The organism is Moraxella ovis, assembly GCF_900453105.1.
In the GTDB taxonomy this organism is placed as follows: Bacteria; Pseudomonadota; Gammaproteobacteria; order Pseudomonadales; family Moraxellaceae; genus Moraxella; species Moraxella ovis.
The window spans coordinates 2,080,271-2,104,215 of sequence record NZ_UGPW01000001.1; the positions used below are offsets into that span (position 1 = coordinate 2,080,271).

Annotated in this window: 23 protein-coding genes and 1 pseudogene; 10 read left to right on the top strand and 14 right to left on the bottom strand. The window is 46.6% G+C overall.

Going from position 1 to position 23,945, the window contains the following annotated elements:
* Nucleotides 1-265 precede the first annotated feature (265 nt).
* Nucleotides 266-1,462, top strand: a pseudogene (locus tag DYD54_RS09985) (mechanosensitive ion channel); the annotation flags it as partial.
* A gap of 146 nt (nucleotides 1,463-1,608) precedes the next feature.
* On the opposite strand, the gene DYD54_RS09990 reads toward DYD54_RS09985, so the two are convergent.
* From DYD54_RS09990 to DYD54_RS10010, 5 genes are all read right to left on the bottom strand, one after another.
* Nucleotides 1,609-2,184, bottom strand: coding sequence for a retron system putative HNH endonuclease (locus DYD54_RS09990; RefSeq protein WP_063514752.1), 576 nt, complete (start codon nucleotides 2,182-2,184; stop codon nucleotides 1,609-1,611).
* A 1-nt stretch (nucleotide 2,185) separates the two neighbouring features.
* Nucleotides 2,186-3,703 (bottom strand): AAA family ATPase, encoded by a 1,518-nt coding sequence (locus DYD54_RS09995; protein WP_063514753.1) that lies wholly within the window; start codon nucleotides 3,701-3,703, stop codon nucleotides 2,186-2,188.
* Nucleotides 3,704-3,781: 78 nt separating this feature from the next.
* Complete coding sequence (gene ettA, locus DYD54_RS10000; RefSeq protein ID WP_063514754.1) at nucleotides 3,782-5,443, bottom strand: energy-dependent translational throttle protein EttA; 1,662 nt, start codon at nucleotides 5,441-5,443, stop codon at nucleotides 3,782-3,784.
* Between the two features lie 285 nt (nucleotides 5,444-5,728).
* Nucleotides 5,729-6,046, bottom strand: a complete 318-nt coding sequence (locus tag DYD54_RS10005; RefSeq protein ID WP_084260707.1) for a TSUP family transporter — start codon at nucleotides 6,044-6,046, stop codon at nucleotides 5,729-5,731.
* A 92-nt stretch (nucleotides 6,047-6,138) separates the two neighbouring features.
* Entirely contained in the window at nucleotides 6,139-6,483 is a 345-nt protein-coding gene (locus DYD54_RS10010) for a hypothetical protein (protein WP_084260708.1), read from the bottom strand.
* Nucleotides 6,484-6,603: 120 nt separating this feature from the next.
* Between DYD54_RS10010 and DYD54_RS10015 the strand changes: the two genes are divergently transcribed.
* The 6 genes from DYD54_RS10015 to parC all read left to right on the top strand — a co-directional run bounded on the left by DYD54_RS10015 (nucleotide 6,604) and on the right by parC (nucleotide 12,894).
* Nucleotides 6,604-6,879 carry a GNAT family N-acetyltransferase gene (locus DYD54_RS10015; RefSeq protein ID WP_063514755.1) on the top strand — a complete coding sequence of 92 codons (276 nt, stop codon included), beginning with the start codon at nucleotides 6,604-6,606 and terminating at the stop codon, nucleotides 6,877-6,879.
* A gap of 25 nt (nucleotides 6,880-6,904) precedes the next feature.
* Nucleotides 6,905-8,716: a DUF294 nucleotidyltransferase-like domain-containing protein gene (locus DYD54_RS10020; RefSeq protein WP_063514756.1), complete on the top strand. Its 1,812-nt coding sequence runs from the start codon at nucleotides 6,905-6,907 to the stop codon at nucleotides 8,714-8,716.
* A 2-nt stretch (nucleotides 8,717-8,718) separates the two neighbouring features.
* Nucleotides 8,719-9,357 (top strand): 3'-5' exonuclease, encoded by a 639-nt coding sequence (locus DYD54_RS10025; protein WP_084260753.1) that lies wholly within the window; start codon nucleotides 8,719-8,721, stop codon nucleotides 9,355-9,357.
* A 166-nt stretch (nucleotides 9,358-9,523) separates the two neighbouring features.
* Complete coding sequence (locus DYD54_RS10030; RefSeq protein ID WP_063514758.1) at nucleotides 9,524-9,814, top strand: 4a-hydroxytetrahydrobiopterin dehydratase; 291 nt, start codon at nucleotides 9,524-9,526, stop codon at nucleotides 9,812-9,814.
* A gap of 62 nt (nucleotides 9,815-9,876) precedes the next feature.
* Nucleotides 9,877-10,557, top strand: a complete 681-nt coding sequence (tenA, locus tag DYD54_RS10035; protein WP_063514759.1) for a thiaminase II — start codon at nucleotides 9,877-9,879, stop codon at nucleotides 10,555-10,557.
* Nucleotides 10,558-10,650: 93 nt separating this feature from the next.
* Nucleotides 10,651-12,894, top strand: coding sequence for a DNA topoisomerase IV subunit A (gene parC / locus DYD54_RS10040; RefSeq protein ID WP_063514760.1), 2,244 nt, complete (start codon nucleotides 10,651-10,653; stop codon nucleotides 12,892-12,894).
* A 52-nt stretch (nucleotides 12,895-12,946) separates the two neighbouring features.
* On the opposite strand, the gene DYD54_RS10045 is transcribed toward parC, so the two are convergent.
* From DYD54_RS10045 to DYD54_RS10085, 9 genes are all read right to left on the bottom strand, one after another.
* Nucleotides 12,947-13,270, bottom strand: a complete 324-nt coding sequence (locus DYD54_RS10045; protein ID WP_063514761.1) for a YqfO family protein — start codon at nucleotides 13,268-13,270, stop codon at nucleotides 12,947-12,949.
* A 100-nt stretch (nucleotides 13,271-13,370) separates the two neighbouring features.
* Entirely contained in the window at nucleotides 13,371-14,087 is a 717-nt protein-coding gene (gene purC / locus DYD54_RS10050; RefSeq protein WP_063514762.1) for a phosphoribosylaminoimidazolesuccinocarboxamide synthase, read from the bottom strand.
* Nucleotides 14,088-14,116: 29 nt separating this feature from the next.
* Nucleotides 14,117-14,395: a hypothetical protein gene (locus tag DYD54_RS10055; protein ID WP_046697250.1), complete on the bottom strand. Its 279-nt coding sequence runs from the start codon at nucleotides 14,393-14,395 to the stop codon at nucleotides 14,117-14,119.
* 28 nt (nucleotides 14,396-14,423) lie between these two features.
* The gene (dapA, locus tag DYD54_RS10060; RefSeq protein WP_063514763.1) at nucleotides 14,424-15,326 is read right to left on the bottom strand and encodes a 4-hydroxy-tetrahydrodipicolinate synthase; all 903 of its coding nucleotides are present in this window, start codon (nucleotides 15,324-15,326) and stop codon (nucleotides 14,424-14,426) included.
* Between the two features lie 84 nt (nucleotides 15,327-15,410).
* Nucleotides 15,411-16,715, bottom strand: coding sequence for a trypsin-like peptidase domain-containing protein (locus tag DYD54_RS10065; RefSeq protein ID WP_370446616.1), 1,305 nt, complete (start codon nucleotides 16,713-16,715; stop codon nucleotides 15,411-15,413).
* 219 nt (nucleotides 16,716-16,934) lie between these two features.
* Complete coding sequence (tmk, locus tag DYD54_RS10070) at nucleotides 16,935-17,579, bottom strand: dTMP kinase (protein ID WP_063514765.1); 645 nt, start codon at nucleotides 17,577-17,579, stop codon at nucleotides 16,935-16,937.
* Between the two features lie 11 nt (nucleotides 17,580-17,590).
* On the bottom strand, nucleotides 17,591-18,712 hold the full coding sequence (mltG, locus tag DYD54_RS10075) for an endolytic transglycosylase MltG (RefSeq protein ID WP_084260709.1): 1,122 nt from the start codon (nucleotides 18,710-18,712) through the stop codon (nucleotides 17,591-17,593).
* A 104-nt stretch (nucleotides 18,713-18,816) separates the two neighbouring features.
* Nucleotides 18,817-19,668, bottom strand: coding sequence for an aminotransferase class IV (locus DYD54_RS10080; RefSeq protein ID WP_063514766.1), 852 nt, complete (start codon nucleotides 19,666-19,668; stop codon nucleotides 18,817-18,819).
* A gap of 13 nt (nucleotides 19,669-19,681) precedes the next feature.
* Entirely contained in the window at nucleotides 19,682-20,269 is a 588-nt protein-coding gene (locus tag DYD54_RS10085; RefSeq protein ID WP_084260710.1) for a hypothetical protein, read from the bottom strand.
* Nucleotides 20,270-20,384: 115 nt separating this feature from the next.
* On the opposite strand from DYD54_RS10085, the gene aroE reads away from it, so the two are divergent.
* From aroE to DYD54_RS10100, 3 genes are all read left to right on the top strand, one after another.
* Nucleotides 20,385-21,215: a shikimate dehydrogenase gene (gene aroE / locus DYD54_RS10090; protein WP_063514768.1), complete on the top strand. Its 831-nt coding sequence runs from the start codon at nucleotides 20,385-20,387 to the stop codon at nucleotides 21,213-21,215.
* A gap of 128 nt (nucleotides 21,216-21,343) precedes the next feature.
* Nucleotides 21,344-23,164, top strand: coding sequence for an acyl-CoA dehydrogenase C-terminal domain-containing protein (locus DYD54_RS10095; protein WP_063514769.1), 1,821 nt, complete (start codon nucleotides 21,344-21,346; stop codon nucleotides 23,162-23,164).
* A 114-nt stretch (nucleotides 23,165-23,278) separates the two neighbouring features.
* On the top strand, nucleotides 23,279-23,917 hold the full coding sequence (locus DYD54_RS10100) for a tetratricopeptide repeat protein (protein WP_063514770.1): 639 nt from the start codon (nucleotides 23,279-23,281) through the stop codon (nucleotides 23,915-23,917).
* The last annotated feature ends 28 nt before the right edge of the window (nucleotides 23,918-23,945 follow it).

Genomic DNA, 23,945 nt, shown 5'->3' on the forward strand with positions numbered 1-23,945 from the left:
AAATGGGATCGATATTTATCGATGTTTAATGGCACAACATGATACCAAAAATTAAGGCGCTGCGCCACGAATTCTAAGAATAATTGATGGCTTACTGTATAGAATTTGTTAATATTGTACTAAAAAGTCAACCGCTTCCGACATAGGGCGGTTTTTAGTGTTACAATCTGTCTTGAATTTTTAGCAAGTTTAGTTTAATCAATTGGAGTGTTCCGTGGACTACCAATCAAAATTTATTTTATTTAATCAAGGCCTACAAGGACCCGTTGCCTCAATCATCGCAGCCATTCTTATCGGTCTTATCGGCTGGCTATTCGCTTCTATTTTTAGAGATTTGGTCGCAAAGGCATTGGCCAAAACTCGCCTAGACCAAAAACTATCAAACAACGCAGGTGTCAAGCCAATGAGTGGCACGATCGCAGACATCGTGTATTGGTTCATTCTTCTGTTGGTATTGACCATGGTATTGGGTCGCTTAGGCTTAAATGGTCTATTTATGCCATTGACGAACATGATCGACAAGACATTTAGCTTCATTCCAAATGCACTACTAGCAGCATTTGTGTTCTTCATTGGCTTTGTCGCTGCTCGAGCGGTGCGTGGCACCGTGACCAATTTGGTTGCAGGTTTCAACATCCAAGCCCTAGCCACCAAAGCAGGCATCAACGAAAAGAACAGCCTACCGACCATCGCAGGCTCGCTGTCGTTCATGTTGGTGATCATTCCATTCACCATCGCTGCACTAGATGCATTGAAGGTTGAGGCGATCTCTCGCCCTGCCACCAATATGCTTAACAAGGTGCTAGAATCTCTACCGAACGTCTTCACCGCCGCTGCGATTCTGGTTGTTACCTATTATGTCGTGCGCATGCTGGCCGGCATTGTTAAGAACATCTTAGCCAATACCCAAATCGATGCTTTGTCTGCCAAGCTTGGCCTACAGGGCGCCCTAGGCGAGAAGAAAGTATCTGACTTGGTTGGCTGTGCGATTTTGTTCTTTGCCATGTTGTTTGCAGGCATTGCGGCAGCTGACTTGTTGGGCTTTGAAGCGATCAGCGGCATCATCGCCATGTTCATCGCCTTCGGTAGCCAGATCATCCTAGGCGCTGTTATCCTAACCATCGGTTTTTGGCTTGCAAGCATCATCGCAGGTGTGGTTGATCGTTCTGAACAAGGTTCAAAATTCCTAGCCAACATCGTACGCGTCCTAATCATGGGCTTGGTTCTTGCGATGGGTCTAAAAGCAATGGGTATCGCTGACAGCATCGTGAACCTAGCATTCGGCTTGACGCTTGGTGCGGTTGCCGTGGCATTCGCTCTGGCATTCGGTCTAGGTGGTCGTGATGCAGCTGCTCGCCTACTTAAGCGTATTCAAGATAAAGCTGAGCACGAAGCTGACAACAAAGTCTTGCTACCAAAAGATACACAAGATACCTTCCGAGGCGACGACAATCGTTTCTAATCCAAAGCTTCAAAACAAAAACGACATCTTAATGATGTCGTTTTTTATGCCTTTGATGATCTTGATTGATTAATTATTTGGAGGAATTTACCCATCACAAAACAAACCGCCGTGCCAATCGGTGTGATTGGTTTATTCTTAATCTTTTATCTATCTAGCTTCTTCAAAACATAACGATAAAGTTCTGCCTGCTCATTATCCATCCATGCAAAAATCAATTCCAAATTCTCCTGATTAAGCTCATTATCAATCCCAAACAAATCGCCAATCGCCTGTTTTCTTCTTTGACACAAATCAGCATTATTTAGGTTTAACAAATCAATCGCTTGTTTTGCTCTATCACTGATTGGATTTAATTCCCCATTAACTTTTAACATAATTTCTGTATCACACGCTGTCATCAAAGGGGTCAAATCTAATTCATCATTACCTTTTGCATTATCGCATTGCTTACTTTGTTTGCAAGATAATAATAAATTACCATAATCAAAAGTGAATTGTGGAAATTTACTGCGACTTTTTAAATGTTCAACACTCGCCTGTTTTTCCAAAATCTGACAACAATAACAACATAAGCCTTTTTGCTCTTGGCGTAATTGCTCTCTCAATGAGACATAACCATCATAGTAATCTTGGCTCAACTCCCAAGTTTTTGGTTTATTTTTCTTAATCCAATTTTCCACATTTATTGGCATCATTAACTTTTTATCAATATACTGCATATTAGACTTCCTTGCTTTGGTCTAATTTTGCTTTTGCCCAAGTTAATTGCGTTCTTAATAAATGCGTATGATTTTTTGGTAAAATTTGAGACAATTCATCAATTAAATTTTTGGCATTATCCAATTGCTTATCGCCAATATAATCTCCAATCATTTTAAATTTTTCGGCAATTTCAGGCGTGCGTTCAGAAACCCCAAACACCCCATTTAACAAAGTATTGACATCTTCGCCATAGGCATTATTATATGGTCTTAATTCGCCATTATCCAAAATATACACCAATACATCAGGATTATCGCTCACGATATGGGATGAATGCGTGGTTAGGATAAACTGCACATTTGGGAAAGTTTTGGTGAGTTTGTCAATCAGATTTTGTTGCCATTTTGGGTGTAAATGCAAATCCACTTCATCAATCAACACCACTCCTTCGCCATGCAAAGGATTATCAAGACTGGGGTTTAAAATCGCCAATCTGCGAGCAATATCACCCACTAAAGCAAGTAAGGATTTTTCGCCTTGTGAAAGTTGATTAACATCTAATTTTTCACCGTCTTTTTCTACAACCATTTTAGGCGTGCCTTGTCGCTCAATACGGATATTTTTAAAATCAGTAAAAAGTTCAATTGCTGATTTAACAGTTTTAGCATCTATATTAATACACTCACTTTGTATGGTATCTATTTTTGATTGAAACCCTTTGCTTATTTCTTTTTCCATTCTAGCCATTTGCTCAATTAAATCAGCTCTACTTTCTCGCAAAAGCTCCAATGTTTCTTCATCTTTTTCTTCCTTAATTTGTTGACTCAATTCTTCAAATGATTCACTAAACTCTTTAAATGTATTTAATAAACTAGCATAGTCATCGTTTCTTTTTTTTCTAATTTCATTAACAATATTGGCATTTTCTATATCCTCTAACTCTTTAAACCATTTAAAAAAATCATAAAAATCAATACCTACACCATCTACGCAAGCAAAATAAGCATCCAATTGATCAAATTCACTTGTTAAGGTATCAGCTTGCGAGTTTATGATAATTGAGCGCTCAACAGGATAAAAAACAATCAGCGGCAATGACAATAGATTGTTCTGTGTCAAAGAACGACGATACTTACCAACCGCCTTTAACAAAGATAAAATTTTATTAGAAAAGGTGGACTCTCTTCCATTTTTAACAGATGATATTTGCCAACTTGTGTTTTTTTCTCCTATCAATGCGCTTATATCACTTTCATCGTTGTAGTAATCTAAATCCACCTCCAAATGAACACAGGTTTCATTAGTATTGTTTTTTATTAATTTTTTATCAATCTCAAACCCGTTACTATTATTTTTAACTCCGTTCACAAACCAACTGAACCCTGTTGCCAACGCCTGTAAAACCTGCGATTTACCCGCCCCATTATTACCCACAATAATGGTAACATTGCCCTTGATTTCATCACTGGGGGCAAATTCCATTTGCAACTCTTCGAATCGTCCATAATTTTGTAAATGCAGTTTTTTAACTTTCATTGTCATAACCTATTTTAAAAAGGATAAAACATAAATACCCCACCCAACGGCAAGGTATTTATGATACAAAAGCCGATATTACCCACCAATCTTCTTATATTTCATTCTCTTCGGTGTGGCATCTACCCCAAGTCGTTCTTTACGCCATTTTTCGTATTCGGTGTAGTTACCGTCAAAGAATTCTGGCGTTTCGTTTTCAAACGACAAAATGTGCGTACAAATACGGTCCAAGAACCATCGGTCGTGCGACACCACCATGACCGTACCAGGGAACACCTGCACCGCATCTTCCAAGGCACGCAAGGTCTCCACGTCAAGGTCGTTGGACGGTTCGTCAAGCAGGATAACGTTCGCCCCTTGTTTTAGGGTTTTGGCAAGTTGCAAGCGGTTACGCTCACCGCCTGACAGACTGCCCACACGTTTTTGTTGGTCTTGACCCTTAAAGTTAAAGCGTCCGATATAGGCACGGCTTGGCGTGGTATACTCACCCACCGTAATCATATCAAGCCCGTCCGAGACTTCTTCCCACACGGTTTTGTTGTCGTCAAGCTCATCTCTGACCTGCCCCACATAGGCGACTTTCACGCTCTCACCCACTTCTACCGTGCCAGTATCAGGCTTGTCTTTGCCTGTAATCATATTAAACAAGGTCGTTTTACCTGCACCGTTTGGACCCACGATACCGACAATCGCCATCGGTGGCACGCTAAACGATAGGTTCTCATACAGTAGACGGTCGCCAAAGGATTTTGAGATGTTATTAACTTCAATGACTTTATTACCAAGTCTTGGTCCTGGTGGAATATAAATCTCCGCCGTCTCGTTACGCTGTTGGAACTCACGAGAGTTCATCTCTTCAAAGCGTTCAAGGCGAGATTTGGATTTGGCTTGCTGACCTTTTTGGTTTTTGCGAACCCAATCTAGCTCTTGTTTTAGGGCCTTAGCAAAGGCTTCTTCTTGCTTTTGCTCTTGTTCTAGGCGTTTGTTCTTTTGTTCTAGCCATTCGGTGTAGTTGCCTTGATATGGGTAGCCATAGCCACGGTCAAGCTCCAAAATCCACTCAGCGACATTGTCAAGGAAATAACGGTCGTGGGTAATCGCCACAATCGTGCCAGAGTAGTCTTTTAAGAAGCGTTCAAGCCACGCCACAGACTCTGCGTCCAAGTGGTTGGTTGGCTCGTCAAGTAGGAGCATATCAGGCTTGGATAGGAGCAGACGGCACAGGGCAACACGGCGTTTTTCGCCCCCTGACAGCTTAGACACGTCAGCGTCCCACGGCGGCAAGCGAAGTGCGTCCGCCGCCTTTTCAAGTTGGGTGTTTAGGTTGTGAGCATCCCACGCCTGAATGATATCTTCCATTTTACCTTGCTCGGCGGCAAGTTTGTCAAAATCGGCATCAGGCTCGGCATATTCGGCATAGATTTGGTTAAGGCGTTCTAGGGCATCAAGGGCTTCACGCACGCCGTCTTCTACGTTGCCACGCACGTCTTTGGTGGGGTCAAGTTGGGGCTCTTGGGGCAAATAGCCTACTTTAATGCCTGCTTGCGGACGAGCTTCCCCGCTAAATTCGGTATCCACGCCCGCCATAATGCGTAGCAAGGTGGATTTACCTGCACCGTTAAGACCCAGCACGCCAATTTTTGCCCCTGGGAAAAAGGACAATGAGATGTCTTTTAAAATTTCGCGCTTAGGCGGAACAATTTTGGACACCTTGTTCATGGTGTAAATATATTGAGCCATATAAATCCTTGAATTAAAAGAAATTTTTAAAAATTGGTCTGACGTATAGCTTGCCAAATTTTCGCCAATTTAACTGCCTATTATCGCATGGTTTGGGCGGTGGGGCAAGTTTGTTGCGTTAAGATTTTGGTAAAAAGAATTTGGCTAAAATAACTGATGGCACCCCACCAATTAAAGTCATGACAAATGGCAATATCAAAAAACTTCCAACCACTCCGCCTAATACCAGATAGCTAATGATGACTTGTTTGGTTGGATACTTTGTCATATTTTTATTTATCATTACTAAACCCCAAACCCTTTTATCAACGCCCGCACGCCCAATATCAGCAAAATGACAAGCACGATTTTTTTAAACATGGCTTGCGAGATTTTATCCCTAAAATAAAATCCTAGATATAAAAACATCACAGACGCCACGCTCGCCACGCCAATCATCAGCCAATCATTTTTGGGCAGAGCGGTCAGAGCCTGCCACAGTACGATAAGCTGGGCGATTTTGCCAACGACATAGCATAGGTTACTTGCCTTGATAAGCTCGGTTTTTGGGTCATCGCAATTTTCGGTGGCGGAGAGCAGATACACCACCAACAGGGGCGACATGGCGTTGGTTGCTCAGCCCAACACCCCTGCAATCGTATCGCTTATCACAAGGCTTAGGGTGGTATTGGAGAGTTTAAAATTTTTGCCCACGCTCATCGCCACAAACTGCATGGCAACATAACCGACAAGAGTAGCCCTAATGCAACCAACAGATGATGACTTGCAATGATAAAGACAAGTTTTGTGCCGATAAAACTGCCAACAAAACTTGTTAGCACGAGCAGCCAGTATTTTTTAAGATAATAAACAATCCGACCGCCGTCCAAAAACACCACCAAATTGACAATCAAACAAGGAATGACCGTCAGCACCAAAACGTGCGACATCGGATAGCTACTCGCCAAAGCGGTGGTGGTGGGTGTTACGCCAATGCCTGTCAGTCCATGAAAGATGCTGGCGATGATGAAGGTTAAGATGATCAGGGCAAATGCAATCATGGCTTATGTATTGGCAATTAATTAAATTCAAAGTATGACAAAGCCCAACGCAAAAAATCCATTTACAACTGTCTTGATTTTCTTTATGATAAAACAAATAACACCAACAAGGACAATCTCATGACCGACATCACCCACAACCCTACCACTCAGCGCTTTGAGACCACCATTGACGGATATACAGGTTTTTTAAGCTATGAAATTATGGATGACACCACACTAAACTACAACCACACCATCGTCCCAAAAGAGCTGGGCGGTCGCGGGCTAGGTACGGCACTGGTTAAGCATGCGCTCGATTACGCCAATGAGCATAACAAAAAGGTCGTGCCAAGCTGCTCATTCGTCGCCAGCTACATCAACAGACGGCCTGAGTATCAGCATCTGCTCGCTTAATCAATCCAGAATACAAGGATGTATCATGAATCACGCGCTTAATCATCTGTTCACGCCACCCTTTGATGTACTCAAGGACGCCGAGAGAAAGACGCTGTCGCAAGCCAGCAAAATCACCTATCTGCCTGAGAATACCGATTTACCCAATGATTGGCGTGATGATTTTTTTATTGTCATTAAAGGCAAGCTCACTCAACACCAAAATGGCGAGCTCATGGCAGGCTTAAAGGCAGGGGATTGGTTCAATCTCAAGGACAAGGATGGTACGCCTTTTAATGTCAAAACCCAAGAGCAAAGCCTACTATACCGCATCGATGGAAAGGCTCTTACTACCATCAGCGATGGCAACGATGAGCTTAGAACTCAGCTATTTGCCGACTTGTCTGCGCGTAAATCCCACCAAGACATGCGCCAAGCTCATCATCAAAACCAACAGATGCTCTATCACGCGGTAAAAAGCATCGGCAATCACATCCGCTCACCAAACTTCGTCGATGATGACGCCACGCTCTATGAGGCGACAGCGCGCATGACTGAGCTCGATGCCAAGCATGTACTGGTGCGCTCTGCCCAAGGCGTGGGCATGTTCACACAGACGGACGTCTGCCGTGCCATCACTGACAGGACTGATTTTCACACGGTGCCTGTTCGTGCATACAGTCAGTTTCAGCTGCATACCATCCACGAGAGCCATGATCTTAGCGAGGCGCTGATCACGATGCTCGATAAGCGCGTGCATCGCCTACCGATTGTAAATAGCGCAGGCGACATCGTGGGTGTGATCGGACAGACCGAATTACTCAACTATCTTAGCAATCAATCCCAGCTCATCACACAGCGCATCGACCAAGCGCAAAGCCTAGATGATGTGGCAGTGGGTGTGGACATGATCGGTAAATTCATCCGTCACCAAGCCCAAAATGGCATGAAAATCCATCTCATCGGGCGCATCGTTCAGAGCCTAAACGCGCACGTCTTTGCCAAAGTCTGGCAGCTCATCGCACCACCTGATGTCATCAGCAACACATGTCTGATCGTCATGGGCTCTGAAGGGCGCGGCGAGCAAGTCATGCGCACCGACCAAGACAACGCACTGATCATTCGAGATGGCTTTTATGATGACAATCTACCCAGCTACACCCAAGCCTTCAATGATGAACTGTACGAACTTGGCTATCCTTATTGCGATGGGCAAATCATGATCAATAATGCTCAGTGGCGACGCTCTTTGAGTGAATTTCAGGCGCAGATTAACAGCTGGCTGATCGCCACAGGTGGTGAAGCCATGGTCAATGTGGCAACGCTCGTCGATGCTCATCCTGTCTGCGGCGATGCCTCACTATTAGAAGACCTAAAATCACATTGGCAAAAAGCCATCACCTCCCCAACCGTGAAATCCGCCAATTTCATCAACCGCTTCGCCGCGCCGACAATTCAAGTCGCAACCACAGAAGGCTTTTGGCAGAAATTCACAGGCGGACTTGATAGCGACGTTGACCTCAAAAAAGCCGGCATCTTCCCCATCACACATGGGGTACGCACGCTTGCTCTAGAATACGGCATCAGCGAAACCAGCACACGCTTGCGCCTAAAGCAGCTAGCCGACCTGAAAGTCATCGATGATAAGAGTGCGCAGAACATCACCGAAGCGCTGGATTTCTTCTTATTAAAACGCCTAGAAGTCGCGCTCATCACAGACGATAAATCCGCGCGCAAAGTCAATCCAAATACGCTATCAGCACTCGAGCGCGACCTACTCAAAGAAAGTCTTGCGGTGGTGAAATATTTCAAAGGATTCATCACGCGTCATTATCGCCTTGATGTGTTTGTGGGGTGATGATGTTTGATTTTATAAAAGATCTTTTTAATAAGAACCAGCAAGCCAAGCTCACCGACACCAAGTACAGCTACCTGTTCGAGCCGGCACCTCTTGATGAATGGGCGTGCCTTGATCTAGAATTAACAGGGCTAGATCCCAAGACCGACCACATTCTAAGCATAGGCGCGGTCAAGATCACAAAAGACGCCACAGGCTACATCATCGACACCGCAAACCCCCTGTCTATCGTATGCCGCCCACCCATCATGCCTGATACGGACAGTATCGTCATTCACGGACTACGCCCCATGGACCTTGAGAATGGCACAAGCTATAACGACATGTTAGATCAGCTGCTGCCATTCATCGGTTCGCGCCCTGTGGTTGGGTTCTATGTGAGCATGGACATTGCATTCTTAAATACACTCATCAAACCAAAAATCGGCACTAAGCTGCCTAACGCGCTCATTGATGTATCGATACTCGACGTCAAGCTCCGCCAAAAAACCAATAAAAACAGCGACATCCCCATCGACAAGCGCCATCTAAGCGAGCTGTTAGGCGCTTATGACATCCCCATATTACCGGCGCACGACTCGATGAATGACGCACTGATGACGGCGATGTTATTTTGCCACCTGAATCATCAATTAAATTAAATCCATGCACTCACATCCATCAATGATTAAAAAATCCAACCAAGATGGTTATCATAAAAGGCAATATAATCAGCACAATGAAATGAAAAATTATCATATAAAAATCGCTAGCATTTAATAATAAATATGCTAAACTAGCCAATATTTTGATATCAAAAGGACAACCATGAGCAGTCTTACTCCTAAACAAACCGCCCTGCAATTAGACAGCCTACCAGCCTGGCAGCAGGATGGCAGCAGCCTAGTGCGCACTTACGAATTTAATGACTTTGGGTCTGTGGTGGCATTTTTGGTTAAGGCATCATTCTATGCCCAAGAGCTTGAGCATTATCCAGAATGGCAGAACCATTATACGACCGTCAATGTTCGCATCGGCAAGATGGAACGCGGCGCGGTACGTCACCGCGATGTGCAGCTTGCCAAGCGCCTAGAGGCCGCTTTTGAAGCCCAAAATTAACCCCGAAGCCAAGTTATCTTGGCTTTTTTGTTACCCGATTAACAGTGAATTAAGGATTGATTATGAGCAAGTTTAGTCAGATTCTGTGGCAAGAAAATCAAACACTCTACGAAGCCACCTTAAACCTACCATTTAATCAAGAGCTAGCAGCAGGCACGCTGTCCAAAGACGCCTTTACCCATTATGTCATCCAAGATGCGCATTATCTGCTGGCCTATGGGCGTGCCTTGGCGATCTGCGCTGCTAAGGCATACGATGCTGACGACGTGATTTTATTTACCGAAGCCGCCAAAGTTGCTATTGTCGTGGAGCGCTCGCTGCATAATGGCTTTATGCAAGAGTTTGGCATCAGCCAAGCTGACTTCATGGAGACACCGCTAACCCTAGCATGCCATCATTACACCTCTTATCTGCTGGCCAGCGCCTATGTTGACAGCTACCCTGTGGTATTGGCAAGTCTGCTGCCGTGCTTTTGGATTTATGCCAAAGTCGGTCAAGACATCTATGATAAGTCCGCCCCGAACAACCCTTACCAAGCATGGATCGATACCTATGCTGGCGAAGAGTTTCACACCGCCGTCCAAAAAGTCATCGACGTCGTGGATAAAGTTGCCGAGCGTGCCGATCAAGATACGCTAGATAGAATGCGCGAAGCTTATACTTATGCCGCCAAGTTAGAATGGCTGTTCTGGGAAAGCGCGCACCGTCAGGATAAATGGCGCGGGCTTGATGGCATCTGTTGATCAAATCTAAAAGTTTCATGTTTGACTACAGCAAATTGCGATAAAGTTTGATAAAATGGCGGTTATTTAAAGTTTGATGACCGCTATTTTATTATGACAGATAACCCACAGTCTTCTTTTGACACCCGCTCGATCGCTGAATTTACCGAATCGGCATATCTTAATTATGCCATGTACGTCATCATGGATCGAGCCCTGCCACACATCGCAGACGGTCTAAAGCCAGTTCAGCGCCGCATCGTCTACGCCATGAGCGAGCTTGGTCTTAAGCACTCCGCCAAACCCAAAAAATCCGCCCGTACCGTAGGTGATGTACTGGGTAAATATCATCCGCATGGCGATTCTGCCTGTTATGAGGCGATGGTGCTGATGGCGCAGCCTTTTAGCTATCGCTATCCGCTTATCTTTGGGCAGGGTAACTGGGGCTCGCCTGATGACCCAAAATCCTTCGCCGCGATGCGATACACTGAAGCCAAGATGAGCAATTATGCCAATACACTGCTTGCCGAGCTTGAACAAGGCACCGTGGACTGGGTGTATAACTTCGATGGCTCATTAAAAGAACCTGCCACCCTGCCCGCGCGCCTGCCGAATATCCTGCTAAATGGCACCACAGGCATCGCGGTTGGTATGGCGACCGACATCCCACCGCACAACCTCACCGAGACGGTCAAAGCGTGCATCAAGCTACTCAAAAACCCAGCCATGTCCGTACGCGAGCTATGCAAGACCTTGCCTGCGCCAGACCTACCCACCAAGGCTGAGATCATCACCCCTCAAGATGAACTCATCAATATGTACGAGACTGGCCGCGGCAGCTACAAGATGCGCGCCACCTATCATCTGGATAAAAATGACAAAAACACCGTCATCATCGATGCACTGCCCTATCAAGTCTCTGGTAATAAAGTCATCGAACAGATCGCCAAGCTCATGCTTGACAAAAAACTGCCTTGGCTTAACGACATCAACGACGAATCCGACCATGAGAACGCCTGTCGCATCGTACTAGAATTCAAAAAAGGCAAATTAGACCTTGATAAAATCATGAATCATTTGTTTGCCATGACCGACCTTGAGGCGTCATATCGCGTGAACATGAACATGATTGGCATGAATGGCAAACCACAGGTCAAAAACCTAAAAGAAATCTTGTCAGAATGGCTAGACAGTCGCCGCGGTGTGGTCATTCGCCGTTTGCAGCATCGTCTGGATAAGATTGATAAACGCTTGCATATTTTGGCAGGTTTGCTCGTTGCCTACCTAAATATCGATGAAGTCATCTCCATCATCAGAAATGAAGACGATCCCAAACTTGAGCTGATGAGCCGATTTGGGCTGACGGACATTCAAGCCGATGCCATTCTTGACATCAAGTTACGCCAATTGGCAAAACTTGAAGAAATCGAATTAAATGCCGAACGAGATGCGCTAGAAGCTGAACGCGCCACCATCGCTGAACGCCTTGCCAATCCTGACAGCCTAACCGCCCTGCTGATCGATGAGCTGACCGCTGACATGAAAGCTCATGGCGATGAACGCATGTCGCCTGTGGTCGTGCGTGATGAAGCCGCTGCCATCAAAGCATCGGATTTGGTACCTAGTGAAGCGGTAACTGTCGTGCTATCAAAGGCGGGCTGGATCCGCATGGCAAAAGGCCATGACGTGGATGCTGCCGCACTCAATTACCGATCGGGCGATGAATATCTGGCACATGCTCAAGGCAAATCCAACGACAAGCTGATCCTACTGGACAACACAGGTCGAAGCTATGCCTTAGACCCCATCAACCTACCATCTGCTCGCGGACAAGGCGAACCGATTACCAGCATGCTAAACCCGCCCGCAGGCGCAAAAATAGAGCAGGTCTTATTCGGCGATAAGGATGGTAAAGTACTGCTGGCAAGCTCTTCTGGTTATGGCTTCGTGGGTCAATATGCCAACTTTGAGACCAATCAAAAAGCGGGTAAAGCCATCATCAATCTCAACGATTCTGCGTTTTTGCCCGTTGGTAAGGTTGGCAGTGACGATACTTTAGTCGCTGCCTTGACAGATGCAGGTTATTTATTGGTGTTTGAATTGTCTGATCTGCCAAGCCTGAACAAAGGCAAAGGCAATAAAATCATCAACCTAAAAGATAAAGACGGCGAAACACTGATTAGCCTAGTCAGCCTTACAGCGTCTGACAGCCTAGCCATCAGTGCGGGCAAACGCACACTCACTCTTAAACCTGCCGACATCGCCACCTACATGGGTAAGCGCGCCAGTCGTGGCAGCCGCCTATCCAAAGGCTACTGGGGCGTATCCGGCATGACAACTCTCAAAAATAGCCAATAGTTAAGATAAAACCCCAAGCGATGACTTGGGGTTTTGTTTAGCTTAAGATTCATTAGATGTCGACCATCTCATACACCTCATAGGCAGGCACTTCATAAGGATGCGCCTGCCTATAGAATGCTACGACCGCAGAGAGCTTATCGGCAGGTACAACCGCCTCTACTCGCCATTCTGAGACGTATTCAATCTTATCGATCTCACCGGTGGCAGGGTTTGCGCCCTTTAGTGGCTTGAACTGCCCCAAACCAAGCACCTGCCATGAGCAGTGGCTATATCCACCGAGCTGTCCTGCACCCGCTTGGAATAAAGCAGTTTTGACTTTCTCCAGATCAGATTCTGGAATATAGCCAATGAATTTATATAGCTTATTTACCATTACTCTCTCCAATGACGAATGTTAGCTTGAACGTCTTTTTGAATACTGTTATTTTATCAATAAAAAACCCAAGGCATCGCTTGGGTTTTTGTTCATTTGGTCAGTCTTCCAAAGGCACGCCGATACGCAGTGCAACTTCTTCATAACCTTCAACCACATCGCCCAAGCCTTGGCGGAAACGGTCTTTGTCCAGTTTTTTCTTGGTTTCTTTGTCCCACAGGCGGCAGCCATCTGGAGAGAATTCATCACCAAGAACGATGCGGCCGTGGAACAGACCAAATTCTAACTTAAAGTCAACTAACATCAAACCTGCATCATCAAAGATCTTAGATAGAACTTCGTTTACTTTATGGGTTAGCACTTTCATCTGCTCAAGCTCGTCAGCCGTGGCATAACCTAGGGCGATAGCGGTTGATTCAGACAGCATCGGATCGCCAAGCTTGTCGTCTTTATAGAACAACTCATAAGTTGGCGGAAGTAGCGGCAGACCCTCAGCCAAGCCAAGGCGCTTCATCAGACCACCTGCAGCATAGTTACGCACCACACATTCAACAGGAATCATTTTTAGGCGTTTTACCAGCACTTCATCGTCAGACAGCTGACGCTCAAAATGCGTCTCAATGCCCGCTTCGCTCAACTTTTGCATGATGAACGCATTGAAGCGGTTATTTACTTTACCTTTACGATCGAGCTGCGCCATCTTCTCGCCATTGAAAGCTGATGCGTCATTGCGAAAATGCAATACCAAATAATCTTGATGCTCAGTCTCATAAACAGACTTGGCTTTACCAGTATAAAGTAGGGCTTGTTTTTCCATGATATTTCTCAAAAAGTCGCAATAAAAAATTAATGGGCTGCGGTTGGCGGCTTTGGCAGCTCATACTGCTTGCCAGAATCATTGGTCAAGTTAATTGGGCTTGCGCCAAGATTTGGCGTTTGATACAACGGAGTGAATTCAGCGGTCGCTTGATTGGCAGGCAGCTTAATCGGGTCGATTTTTTGGCTTTGTTGGTAGTCTAGGCTGCCATTATTACGCTTGCCGAGCCAGTTTTTGGTGGTGCTACAGCCCGTCAAGGCAATACTAAGCGCAACCAAGGCTACACCAATTTTTGTCATGTGATTCATATATTATCCTTGCAAGTTGACCGAACGATTAAGCCAATTGAGCTTTTGTTAATGCTGCATCAACCACAGGCTGATTCTGCTCTGATAGCCATACCAATGGCAGACGAATGCCTTTGCCGATTTTACCCATTTTATATAGAGCATATTTGGCAGGTTGCGGGCTTGATTCACAAAATAGATCATTGTGAAGATGCTTAACCGTGTCATGGATTTCGCTTGCCTTATCAAAATCGCCCGCCAAAGCCAGCTCAAATACTTGGCTCATCGCCTTAGGCACGATGTTAGAGATCACAGAAATATTACCACGAGCACCAAGCTTGATGAATTCAAGTGCCGTTGGGTCATCGCCTGACAGCACAACCATGTGATCGCCAACTGCTTTTATCAATGCTGCGCCACGCTCTAGATTGCCTGTCGCGTCTTTGATGGCGACGATGTTCGGCAGATTCATCAAGCGTTCAACCGTCTCTTGGCTAATATCGACAATGGTACGCCCTGGCACATTATATAGCATCTGTGGCATGTCAACCGCTTCACTGATCGCCTTGTAGTGCTGATAGATACCCTCTTGAGTTGGCTTATTATAATAAGGCGCAACCAAAAGCGCACAGTCCGCGCCTGCTTCTTTGGCAGCTTGGGTAAGTTCAATCGCCTCCAAGGTGTTGTTCGCGCCCGTCCCTGCGATCACAGGCACACGTCCTGCCACATACTTCACAAAAAAACGAATCACATCAATGTGCTCATCCATTGACAAAGTCGTCGATTCGCCAGTCGTTCCTACCGCCACAAGTGCGTGCGTACCTTCGGCAATCTGCCAATCAATCAACTTACCCAATGCGTCATAATCTACTGCGCCATCGTCCTTCATGGGCGTGACCAACGCGGTGATTGAGCCTTTTAGCTTAGATTTAATGTCTTGATAATCTGTCATAATAAAGCCACTGATATGTATTAAATTAGCTTAGTTTATCATAATTAATTTGGGTTTTGATGGATTTTATGAAATTTATTTTGGTCATTCGATACGCATTCCGATGATGGCGGGCGTACCTTGGCGGATCAGCTGCACAGGCACGACGCCCTCGCGGGGCAGGCTTTTTACAGCGACCGCCATCTCATCGGCGCTTCTGGTTGGGTGGCTATTAAGCCCAAGGATTACATCGCCCACTTGAATGCCTGTACGTGCCGCAAGCCCCATAGGATTAACCGAAGTGATCATCACGCCACCATTCACCCCAAAGCTGGCAAGCGCTTGCGCCTCGGCAGGAGACAGCTCTTTAAGGCGCAAGCCTAGGCGAAGTCCATTATTGCTCTGATGCTGACCACCTGCTGACACATCACTAGGTGCTTCAGCGAAGGTGCCTTGAGCGACGTATTTTTGATTGCCTCGTTGGTAGGTTAGATTAAAACTGTCATTGGGCTTGGCACGGTTAAGCAGATTTAGCATCTCGGCAGCGTGCGTGATGGCATGGCCGTTGAAATTTAGCACCAGATCGCCGGGTCGAAGTCCGGCTCGATCGGCAGGTGAATCAACTGCCACGCGGGTCAATAGCGCGCCTTGTGGGCGTGACAGCCCATATACCTCAGCCAGATTTCTATCGACATCCTGTACCACAAGCCCCATCGCAGCTCGGCGCACTCTGCCTGTCGTCTTGATCTGCTCATAGATGTGCAAGGCGGTATCAATCGGGATTGAGAACGACAGCCCCATGTATCCGCCCGTGTCGCTAAAGATGTGCGAGTTCACGCCGACGACCTCGCCTCGCTTATTAAATAGCGGTCCACCTGAATTACCTTGATTCAAAGCCACGTCTGATTGAATGAACGGTACAGTCGCCTCGGGCGTCATGCTTCGTGATTTGGCAGATACGATGCCTGCCGATGCCGAATAATCAAAGCCAAAAGGCGAACCGATGGCAAGCACAGGCTCGCCCACACGCAGCTCATTTCTAGACATGGTCAGCGCCGGGAAGTTTGTCCCTTCTACCTTTAGAACAGCGATGTCAGACGCTTCGTCAGAACCGACGAGTATGGCATCCATTTCGGTGCGATCGTTTAGAGTTACTGTGATGCGGTCTGAATCTTTGACGACGTGATGGTTGGTTAAGACATAACCATCCTTAGTGATAAAAAACCCCGTGCCAAATCCATGCTCAATGGTTGGCGCATTACCCGCATGCTCACCCAAATATTCACGCAGCAGCTGTGAAGTTTGGGCGTTGCGGTTCAGCATCTCCTCACTGATGGGCTTGGTGGTTGAGATTCGCACAACCCCACTGGACACACGCTCCACCAAATCGGCAAAATCCACCTGAACCATCGCATGCGCTGATGTGGCAGGACTGGGAAAAATGACTGATACAGACAAGGCAGCCGCCAAAATAGCGGGTCTGAATAGATGCTTGCTTAACGAAGTGTGGTTTAACATGATCATGAATTTTAAAATAAGTAGTGGGTTAGTATCTTAAAAATCATCCGAGCCGTCAAGTGAGACTTCTTAGTAAAAACTTACCAAAGCCTTAACAAGCTTACACGTTTCTCACACGCCTACCGCACCAATGATGCGTACCAACACCTCATCAGTCTCCCCACTGGCATCGATACGGCGAATGCGCGTGGGTGCGTGATTGAATTGATGTAAAAGCCCTTGATACACTCGATCAAAAAAACTCGTGTCCAGCGATTCAAATCGGTCAGCCTGACTGCGCTTGGCGGCACGAGCCATGCCTGTCGCCACATCCAAATCTAGCCACAGCGTCACATCAGGTAGCCTAGGGACAAAATTGGCAATCAGCAGTTCAATCTTATGAAGTGCCGCCGCATCACCATCAAACCGTCCAAACCCTTGATAGGCAACCGTACTGTCGATGAATCTGTCGCACACCACCCATTTGCCCGCCGCTAAAGCAGGCAAGATGGTCTTATGCAGATGATCGGCGCGTGCAGCGAACATGAGTAACAGCTCAGTATCATCGTGTAAGATGTTGTTTTTATTTAATAAAACCTCACGAACAACTTCCGCTACATCAGCGCCACCTGGCTCGCGCGTACGCACATGCTCGATGCCCTGAGACATCAAGTATCGACAAAACCCATCAATGGCGGTCGTCTTGCCCACACCTTCTGTGCCTTCAAAACTGATGAACTTAGGCGTCTGAGATTGAGCTTTGGCTGATGCATTCATGAGGTGCTGCCTTATTGATTCTTGGATTTCATGACCGCGCGATATTCTGCCACTGCCTTGTTATGCTCATCCAAAGTGCGGCTAAACTTATGCCCGCCGTCGCCTGTCGCCACAAAGAAAATAACGTCTGTATCTTCAGGATGTATGGCGGCCTCAATGGCGGCCTTTGATGGCAATGCGATCGGCGTAGGCGGCAGACCGTCAATCTGATAGGTGTTGTAGTCAGTCTTTTCATTGATGTTAGAGCGATAAATCTTGCCATCATAACGATCAAACAGCCCATAAATGATGGTCGGATCCGTCTGTAAGCGCATGTTCTTGCGCATGCGGTTGATGAACACCGCTGCGACCTTGTGACGCTCTTCTGCCAGTCCGGTTTCTTTTTCAATGATGCTTGCCATGATGAGCGCCTCATAACTGTTCTTATAAGGCAAGTCTGGCGCGCGGCTCTCCCATGCATTCACCAAAGCGGTCTGCTGATCATCATAGAGTCTTTTTAGGATTTGGCGATCGGTCGTTCCATGATCGAAAGTATAAGTATTCGGTGCAAACTGTCCTTCTAAATTCCCATTCACGGCGGTGATGCCAAGCGCCTTTGATACAGCTTCATTGTCGCGGGCAACATCCGCCCATGAATAACCATCAGCGCGTGGAGTCAGGATTTCAAGGGTTACACCATCGGTATTTTTTAGGGTGTTGTATAAGTCCTTGACTGTCTTACCCTCGATGATCTGCACCTTAATCATGCGGACTTCGGAGCCTTGCGATAAGATATCAATGACCTGTTTTAGGCTAGCATTGGCAGGGATCTGATAGACGCCTTCTTGAAGTGGCGTGCGTGCGTGGACTTTTAGGTATAGCTTAGTTGCCGCACTTGATGCCAATGCGGATGTTTGCCATTTATCTTTGACCAACAGGCTGTGATAGGTATCGCCTCTCTTGACTTCCAGCGTCTGCGCCTGTCGATCCGTCTTGGCAAAGATGGTGCTGTACACGATGACACACCATAACAAGATAGCCGCCAATATTCCAAGCCAAATCAGCTTTGAAACGGCGCTTTTCCCTAGGGTGTTATTACGCCTTTGGTTGGGTCTGGCGGTGGTTTTTTGGGTGGTTTTTTTTGGATTTGGCATGGCTTGTGGCTGTGTCAATAAAAATAAAAATTACCGTATTGTATCATGTTTTTGAAATGGCGCATCAGGCATTTTGGTTAAGGCAATTTACATGATAAGTCGGCCTAATGACTGTTTGATGACAAGATATGGATGTGCTGACTTAGTTGTAGAATGTCGCCATCAATAATTAGTGCATCGATCGGCATGATGCCACGCACCGCATTACAAAAGAACATACCGCTGATGCGCTTTAGATCATCGTCTGTCAGCCCACGAACTTTAATGCTAAACTTTAACATCAAGGTTCGGCGCATCACGCCATCCACACCCACATCCGTGATGGGCGGCGTATACCACACGCCATCAATGCAGTAGCAGACATTGCCCGTCGTGCCACTGACCCAGTCGCCTGACGCGCTCTTGATCAGCCCTTCTACGATGCCAGAATTAGATTCTTGATGATCCAATAAAGCTCTATGAATAAAAACTTGCTCATGGCTACTAATGAGCTTAAGTCCAATAAATCTGGACGTGCGCAACGATACCTTCTCATCAAGGCAAACAGCCCTACCTACTTTCTGACAAGGTACACCCGATACGAATTCCACACCATCATAAATGCGTGATGCTGTTGACTTGATAAAAACTTGCGCGCATTGATTGAGATAGCCATAGCCACGCACTTCTTGGGGTGCGCGAGTGACAATGATTTTTAGTATGCCTTCTTGGATGTCTTTCGCTAGGCGATATAAAGCCGACATCACACCATCTACGTCGAATGATAATTCTAGCCGCTCTGCTGATCTGACCAGTCGCTCTCGATGACCATCAGCGAATAGCACACGCCCATCATGAGCGCCAATGGTGCTAAAAAACCCATCCCCATAAGCCAAGCCGCGCTCATCCATGATGCCATCGCATTTGGTGAGCGCCTGCTGATCAGACTCTCTAAGAAGATAATAAGTTGTCGTCATGATATGTGCCAAGTTATTTTTGAAGGATGATGCGACATTGATAATTCATGCAGTCAGCCGTGATCACGCCTGCAACCTTCTCGCCTTTGTCGGTGGTTGCGTATGGTTTATTGGGGTTTTGTAGGATGGTTCTGACCAGATTTTCGCCTTTTTTGCCATCATAAGCACCCATTAGCGAATGAATGCGCTTGGCATAATCTAAGCTTGCGCGTTTTTGGTCGTCGTTATCCTTGGGTGCGGCATAATACCAAGCAACCTCAAGCACCTCATCTGACTCCACGACATAGAGCGGTGGTTCATGGCGTGCGCTGAATCGATATTTGGTGGCGTGATTGCCATAATAATCCAAACCGCTCTCTTGGGTGGCGGTCGTGCCGATGCTTGCCTTTAGCTGCTCTATGTTCATGCCTTGCTTGGGTGTGCTTGCCCAATTTTCCACATCATAGACCACCGGCTCATAGACGCGTGCCTCGCCATCATCTTGGACGACTTTTTCTTGGGGTGCAACAGGGCGAGAAATCATAAAAAGCACAATCGCCAACGCGATAAGCACTCCAATGAGCAAGAAAGGCAGCTTAGATTTGGAGGGTTTGGTGGTCATATCAATCATCCAAGTAAAGTTCGTTGTATTTTACCTAAGTTTTAAAAAACTTGCTATTTTTTCTATAATGCAGTAAAAATACCCCAACATTAGCTCTTATTATTTTGGATCATTCATGCAGCATTTTATCGTCATCGGCAACCCCATCGCCCACTCAAAAAGCCCCGACCTTCATCACGCATTCGCTGACAGTGTCGGGCTTGACATCAGCTATCGTCGTCAGCTTTGCCCTGATGACAAAGACAGCTTTAATGCGGTGGTTGAAGCATTCTTTAATGGCGGCGGCGTGGGCGCGAACGCGACCTTGCCATTCAAAGAGATCGCCTTTGAGCTGTGCAGTCAGACGGGTCGTCTAAGCGAATATGCCACGACCGCCAAAGCAGTCAATACCCTAGCCCTACGAGACGGCAAGCTCTTCGGAGATAACACGGACGGGCGCGGATTGGTGGCAGATCTACTAGACGAAGGTGTCACTCTACAGGGCGCGCACGTTGCCATCATCGGCGCAGGCGGTGCGACACGCGGAGCGATTCTGCCGCTCATCGAACAAGGAGTGCGCCTGACCATTTTTAACCGGACATTGGCACGCGCCGAAGCCTTAAAGGCAGACTTTGAAACATTTGGCAGCATTGACATCCATGAATTGCACACCCTAAAGTCAGGTGATTTTTATGCTGATGTCATCATCAATGCCACGAGTGCCACCACCACAGGGCAGATGCTGGAGCTGTCCGATGGTGTACGCGCAGGCTTCGCCTACGACATGATGTATGGTAAGCCATCAGAGTTCTTGGCACACTTTGAACATCAAGGCGTGCGCTGCTGTGATGGCTATGGCATGCTCATTCAACAGGCCAAACTTGCCTTTGAACTGTGGACAGGTAAGCGCGTCGATCTGGATAAAGTGGATTGGGATAAGCACATTAATAATAAAATAAATTCATAATAAACATTATTTATTATGAATTTATTTTATTAATGGCAGAAATTTTAAGTCATTTTAATAAATCTATTGTATAGTGAATGGGCATGGCAACGTCATGCCCAGTTTTTTTAGCCAACCAAGGATTGATTATGCTGACTTATAAAGCTCCCTTACGCGACATCAAATTTTTGATGAATGAAGTGCTTGACTATCAAGGCCACTACCAAACTCTAGACAATGGCAAGAATGCCGATGCTGAGACGGTAGATATGATTCTACAAGGCTTTGCTGACTTTGCTGAGACTATGCTTGCGCCTGTCTATCAAGCAGCCGACGAAGAAGGCTGTCATTTCAAAGATGGCGAAGTAACCACACCAAAAGGCTTTAAAGAAGCCTATCAAGCTTTCATGGAAGGCGGCTGGCAAGGCATCTCTTATCCAGAAGAATTCGGTGGCATGAACCTGCCGATGTCACTTAATCTCATCAAATCTGAGATGATGGGCACCGCCAACTGGCCATGGGCAATGTACCCAGGTCTATCTATCGGCGCGGTAAATACCATCTTACAATATGGTGACGAGAACCAAAAAAACACTTATCTACCCAAGCTAATCAGCGGTGAATGGTCAGGTACGATGTGTCTTACCGAAGCTCAGGCAGGTACCGACCTTAACCAAATGAAAACTCGCGCGACGCCGAATGACGACGGCAGTTATGTCATTACGGGCACTAAGATTTTCATCAGTGCTGGTGAACACGACCTAACCGACAACATCGTACACATTGTCCTGGCTCGCCTGCCGGATGCGCCGGCTGGCACTAAAGGCATCTCGCTGTTCATCGTGCCAAAATTCCTTGTAAACGCTGATGGCGAGATGGGTGAGCGCAATGCGGTGACTTGTGGCTCGATCGAGCATAAGATGGGCATCTCATCTAGCGCAACCTGTGTCCTAAACTTCGACGGCGCGACAGGTTATCTTATTGGTGAGCCCAACAAAGGTCTAAAAGCCATGTTCACCTATATGAACACCGCGCGTATCGGCACAGGCATTCAAGGTCTGTCGCACATGGAACTGGCTTTCCAGAACTCATTGCCATACGCCAAAGAACGTCGCTCGATGCGCGCCCTGTCAGGCACCAAAGAACCTGATCAAGCAGGTGACGCGATCATTCATCATGCTGATGTACGTCGCATGCTTCTGATCCAAAAAGCCTTCTCTGAGGGTGGTCGCTCGATGACTTATCACTCAGCACGCTACGCCGACCATCTGGCGAATGCAGTCGCTAAAGGTGATGAAGAAGGTATCAAAAAATGGGATGACAAGCTAGGATTCTATACACCCATCCTAAAAGGCTTCTTAACCGAGCTTGGTATTGAGTGCGCCAAACACGGACAACAGATCTACGGTGGGCATGGCTACATCAAAGAAACTGGCATGGAGCTCATCGCCCGTGATGCTCGCATTGCCACCCTATACGAAGGCACCACAGGCGTACAAGCCCTAGACCTGCTTGGTCGCAAGGTGCTGCTGCACGGCGGTGGCAAAGTGGTGCGAGACTACACCGCAGGCATCATGAAGTGGTGTAGCGAATACGCCCTTGATAAAGAAATGCGCCAATACGTCTGGGCGCTGACCAAGCTATGCGCTGAATGGAACATGCTGACCGCACGCCTACTCATCGCCGCACGCAAAGACCGCGAAATCGTCTCTGCGGCTTCTGATGACTACCTAATGTACTCAGGCTATGTGATGATGGCATATCACTGGGCGCGCATGGCAGCAGTTGCCTTCGACAAGATGAAAAACGGCGGCGAACAGCCTTATGAATTCTATCTGGCGAAGACTCAGACCGCCGAATTCTACTTCGAGAAAATCCTACCAAGAAGTGATGCGCATGCCAACGCCATGACCACGCCTAGCGAAGTCATGACGAAGATGGATATAGAGCATTTTGCGTTTTTGGATTGATTATTGGTCTAAACACGCTAAAAATAAAAAAGGACGGAGATTTACCGTCCTTTTTTATTGCCAAAGCAGACGAAATCTCCTATCATGTCTGCACAGACTTTCTTGGAGAATCTCATGAAAATACCCGCCCTATCCGCCCTACTACTGGCACTGAGCCTAAGTGTGGCAACGCCTGCAATGGCTGATGATTTTGACATTGCTGTGTCTTACTATGATTCACAAAATTACAGCCAAGCCTTCCCCATCTTTAAACGCTTAGCCGAACAGGGGAATGCAAAGACTCAATATAATTTGGGCTTGATGTATTATAATGGATACGGCGTTAAGCAAGACTACGCACAGGCGGTATCTTGGTTTAAAAAGGCGGCTGAGCAGGGGCTTGCAGAGGCTCAACATGATTTGGGTGTGATGTATGATAATGGAGACGGCGTGAAGCAAGATTATGCACAGGCGGTATCTTGGTATAAAAAGGCGGCTGAGCAGGGGCTTGCAAGTGCTCAATTTAATTTAGGCAATATGTATAGCGATGGACGAGGTGTACGCCAAAGCTACACCGAAGCCATAGCATGGTATCAAAAAGCCTACGCCCAAGGCAATGCACAAGCCGCCCATAATATCGGGGTACGCTATGTTAATGGCTGGGGCGTACGCCAAAGCCTTAGCACCGCCAAAAAATGGTTTGGCAGAGCCTGTGATTTGGGAGAGCAAAAAGGCTGTGATAAATATAAAATACTCAACCAACTAGGCTACTGACCATCCGTCATACCCAAAAAAAGCGTGT